The organism is Thermoleptolyngbya sp. M55_K2018_002, from assembly GCF_015295965.1.
Lineage (GTDB): Bacteria > Cyanobacteriota > Cyanobacteriia > Elainellales > Elainellaceae > Thermoleptolyngbya > Thermoleptolyngbya sichuanensis.
In genome coordinates this window covers 1-3997 of the sequence record NZ_DVEA01000423.1, presented here as the reverse complement: position 1 = coordinate 3997, position 3997 = coordinate 1, and the positions used below count along the sequence as shown (strand labels likewise).

Annotated in this window: 2 protein-coding genes and 1 pseudogene; all 3 read right to left on the bottom strand. The window is 57.2% G+C overall.

The features are described from left to right. Positions 1-171 precede the first annotated feature (171 nt). Positions 172-951 carry a transposase gene (locus IGS51_RS21070; protein ID WP_297080717.1) on the bottom strand — a complete coding sequence of 260 codons (780 nt, stop codon included), beginning with the start codon at positions 949-951 and terminating at the stop codon, positions 172-174. Positions 952-1183: 232 nt separating this feature from the next. Continuing rightward, positions 1184-1787, bottom strand: a pseudogene (locus tag IGS51_RS21065) (Uma2 family endonuclease). Positions 1788-1877: 90 nt separating this feature from the next. Continuing rightward, positions 1878-3997, bottom strand: a 2120-nt coding sequence (acnB, locus tag IGS51_RS21060) for a bifunctional aconitate hydratase 2/2-methylisocitrate dehydratase (protein ID WP_297080716.1), incomplete at its 5' end; no start/stop codon positions are given.

The following is a 3997-nucleotide window of genomic DNA, read 5'->3' as shown; positions in this document are numbered from 1 at the left end:
GTGTGGTGGTGGTGGGGTTTTGTGTTGAGCCGGGTTTCTCTTCTCTCGCGCGAAGACTTGTAGACTGTAGCAGATAAGCGCTTCAGCCTTTTCTAAAGTTTTGTAACCAAGCCTGTTTTTACCGCATAATCCACCTCCTGGCAATCTGTTACCTGGCACCTGCTGTTTTTTCTACGTCGAGTCCGTTATTTCCTCAAACTGGAGCTTCATCACCTCCGGGTCATAGCAATTGGCCAACACAAACTTCTTCGCCACCTGCCGGATCTCCGCTGCGGGGGTTTCCCAGTCGTCCCACAGGCTCTTTTGTCCGGGGCTGCTCTTTTTCTTTAGCCTGCTCCGCGCCTTGATCTGCGCCAGCAGCTTGCTGCCCCAGGGGTTCCGCTTCTCCGGCTTCGGCTTCGGCTTATATTTTTTGCAAAACTGGCGATAGATCGCCGCACACAGCTCCAGCGTTTTGCCCAATGCCAAAAACGCCGGATGCCACTGCGTCAGCCCGTCGTCGGTCAGTCGGTCGTAGCTGCCGTAGTTGCTGTAGTCATAGAAAAATCCCTGCTGCATTCCCGCCGCTTTGGGGTTGGCGTGGATATAGCGCAGCGTGTTCAACGCCCGCTGCTTGTCGCTCAGCGGAAACCCCGTGCTGTGATAGCGCTTCTCCCAGAAGTGCCCGGTGCGGTTCAGCATCCGGTTCAGGCACATGGCGCTATACCAGTTCAGCCAGTGCATGATTTTTGGCAGATCTTCGGGCTGCTGTGGCTCCAGCAAATAATGCACATGGTTGCTCATGATGCACAGGGCATACAGCTTGAAGGCGTACTTGTCTTGGCATTTCTGAATGGCGTAGAGCAACACTTCGCGGTATTCGGGCTTCGTGAAGCGAAACTCGCGGTTGTTGCAGCGAATGGTGACGTGGTGGCAAGAGCCAGGGCGGAGTTGGCGAGGTTGGCGTGGCATGAGATCCCCCCTAGCCCCCCTTAATAAGGGGGGAACCGGGCCGCTGCTGGAAAAAGTCCCCCTTACTAAGGGGGATTTAGGGGGATCGGATTGGGTGCGAGGCTTTCGGAGATCCCCCCTAGCCCCCCTTAGGAAGGGGGGAACCGAGCCGCTGCTGGAAAAAGTCCCCCTTATTAAGGAGAATTTAGGGGGATTTAGGGTGAGGGCGTATGTAGTGGCAACAGTGGCCGGGTTAATCACCCTCCAACTCAATCCCTTCGTACAAATCAGCTAAACGAATCTCAAAGGGAATCGACGCTAGCAAAATACAGGCCTCTGCACGGTCTTATTCTGTAAACACCCATCGAAACGAATCTGTTCTGGAATACTGCTCAACATGATGTGTGTATTGATTAATCAGCAGGTATTCCTGAAAGGTCTGAATCGTGCGATAGGCTAAAAATTTCTCGTCCCGATCGTAGCTTTTGGTCGATTTTGAAAGCACCTCAGCAATCATCACCGGATTCGTCAGCGTGTCATTTCGCCCAGTCTGCCGAACCAGCGGACGCAGCACCACCATCACTTCTGGATACGTATTATCTGGATACGTATTACGTATACAGTTGGCGATCGGGAATCCAGAGTCTTTGGTCAAAGGCAAAGATACTGTGGGGCTGCCCCTTCAGGCTCACCCGCAACGCAGCATTCAAAATGCTGACCATTTCATTATGCTCCGGGGTTCCACCCGTCATAGGAACAATGACCCCGTTGATATACTCATACCGAAGCTCGGAACCCACCTCCCGTTCCAGATACTCATCGGGCGTATAAAACCGTTTCTCTTCAGCTTGCAGAATCACCAAAAAGCCAAAAGCTAGGGCAAGCCTTGCCTGCCCCAACTCTAGCTTGGAGAAAGTTGCTCAAGCGAAACGCAGCCGCAATCAGCGTCAGATCGACGCAACGAGCTTTGCTTCTTCCTCTTTGGGAATCACCCGCCCCTCGTCCTCAAATCCCACAATCTGGTCGAAGTTGAGATAGCGATAGAGGTCGCTGGCAAATGGGTCGATCTTCTTCGTCACGATCTCCATGTATTCTTCTACGGTCGGAATACGACCCAGCAGAGCGCAGACTGCCGCCAATTCTGCCGAACCCAGGTACACCTGTGCGCCTTTGCCCATGCGGTTGTTGAAGTTGCGGGTGGAAGTGGAGAACACCGTCACGCCGTCATCGACGCGGGCCTGGTTGCCCATGCAGAGCGAGCAGCCGGGCATCTCTGTGCGGGCCCCCGCTGCGGCAAAGATGCCGTAATAGCCCTCTTCGCGAAGCTGCTGCTCGTCCATGCGGGTGGGCGGGGCAATCCACAGGCGCACCTTCACCGGGCCCGCGCCCTCCAGCACCTTTGCCGCGGCGCGATAGTGACCGATATTGGTCATGCAGGAGCCAATGAAGACCTCGTGAATCGGGTCGCCCGCGCATTCCGACATTAGCTTGATATTGTCGGGGTCGTTGGGCGCGGCTACAATCGGCTCCTTGATTTGATCCAGATCTACCTCGATAATGTCGGCGTATTCTGCATCGGGGTCAGCACTCATCAGCGAGGGATTGGCCAGCCATGCCTCCATCTTGCGGACGCGGCGGAGGATCGTGCGGGCATCGCCATAGCCCCGTGCCACCATGTTCTTCAGCAGCGCCACATTGGACCGCAGGTATTCTGCCACCGTGGCCTCGCTTAGCTTGATGGTGCAGCCTGCGGCGGAGCGTTCGGCGGTTGCGTCCGTCAGTTCAAAGGCTTGCTCCAGTTGCAGATCCGGCAGACCCTCCATTTCGATGATGCGACCGGAATAGACATTCTTCTTGTTTTCTTTTGCAACCGTCAGCTTGCCCTGCTGAATGGCAACGTAGGGAATCGCGTTTACCACGTCGCGCAGTGTTACGCCCGGTTGCAGCGTGCCCTTAAACCGCACCAGCACCGACTCTGGCATGTCCAGCGGCATTACGCCCAGCGCAGCCGCGAAGGCCACCAGCCCAGAGCCAGCCGGGAAGGAAATGCCCAATGGGAAGCGGGTGTGGGAGTCGCCGCCCGTACCCACGGTATCTGGCAGCAGCATTCGGTTTAGCCAGGAGTGGATGATGCCGTCGCCAGGACGCAGGGACACGCCGCCGCGAGAGGTGATGAAGTCGGGCAGGCTGTGGTGGGTTTTGATATCGACGGGTTTGGGATAGGCGGCGGTGTGGCAGAAGCTCTGCATCACCAGGTCGGCGCTGAAGCCCAGGCAGGCGAGTTCCTTTAGTTCGTCGCGGGTCATGGGGCCGGTGGTGTCCTGAGAGCCAACGGTGGTCATGATTGGTTCGCAAGACGTACCGGGGCGCACGCCCGGAAGACCGCAGGCCTTGCCCACCATCTTTTGCGCCAGGGTAAAGCCTTTGCCTGTGTCGGCGGGCATTTTCGGACGGATGAACAAATCGCTGGGGGGCAACCCCAGGGCCATGCGGGTTTTGTCGGTGAGCGATCGCCCAATGAGCAGGGGAATCCGTCCGCCTGCCCGCACCTCGTCCAGAATGGTATCGGGCTTGAGCGTAAAGGTGGAGATCACCTCGCCCGCCTCATTGGTGATTTCGCCCTTGTAGGGATAGATGGTGATCACGTCGCCCGTTTCCATCTTCGTCACGTCGCACTCGATGGGCAACGCGCCAGAGTCTTCCATCGTGTTGAAGAAAATAGGCGCGATCTTACCCCCCAGGCAGTAGCCGCCCGTGCGCTTGTTGGGCACAAAGGGGATGTCTGTGCCTATGTGCCAGAGGACGGAGTTGGTGGCGGATTTGCGAGAAGACCCTGTGCCCACCACGTCCCCGACGTAGGCCACGGGGTGTCCTTTTTTCTTCAGTTCTGCAATCGTTTCCAGAGAACCGGGCTGGCGGCTTTCCAGCATCACCGTCGCGTGGAGCGGAATGTCGGGGCGGGTGGTGGCGTGGGGCGCGGGCGAGAGGTCGTCGGTGTTGGTTTCACCGGGCACTTTGAACACCGTCACCGTGATGGCTTCGCGCCATCCTGTCGGTTTTACAGCAG

Coding starts and splice junctions, on each gene's coding strand:
- IGS51_RS21070 (WP_297080717.1), bottom strand. CDS start 951: ATGCCACGCCAACCTCGCCAACTCCGCCCTGGCTCTTGCCACCACGTC.